Annotated in this window: 1 pseudogene; it reads left to right on the forward strand. The window is 72.3% G+C overall.

The annotated features are described in order from the left end of the window. Positions 1-325, forward strand: a pseudogene (locus tag OO52_RS45710) (biotin/lipoyl-containing protein); the annotation flags it as partial.

A 325-nucleotide genomic window follows, 5' to 3' on the forward strand; every position in this document is an offset into this window, starting at 1 on the left:
CACCCGCTTCGACCCCCCGTCCGGCCCCGGCGTCCGCCTGGACGCCGGCGTGGAATCCGGCGCCGTCATCGGCCCCGCCTGGGACTCCCTGCTCGCCAAACTGATCGTCACCGGCCGCACCCGCAAGGAAGCCCTCCAGCGCGCCGCCCGCGCCCTGAACGAGTTCCAGGTCGAAGGCATGGCCACGGCCATCCCCTTCCACCGCGTCGTGGTACGGGACCCCGCCTTCGCCCCCGAGCTGACCGGCTCCACGGACCCCTTCACGGTCCACACCCGCTGGATCGAGACCGAGTTCGTCAACGAGATCAAGCCGTTCGCGGCGCCC

The organism is Streptomyces flaveolus, assembly GCF_000716535.1.
Lineage (GTDB): Bacteria > Actinomycetota > Actinomycetes > Streptomycetales > Streptomycetaceae > Streptomyces > Streptomyces flaveolus_A.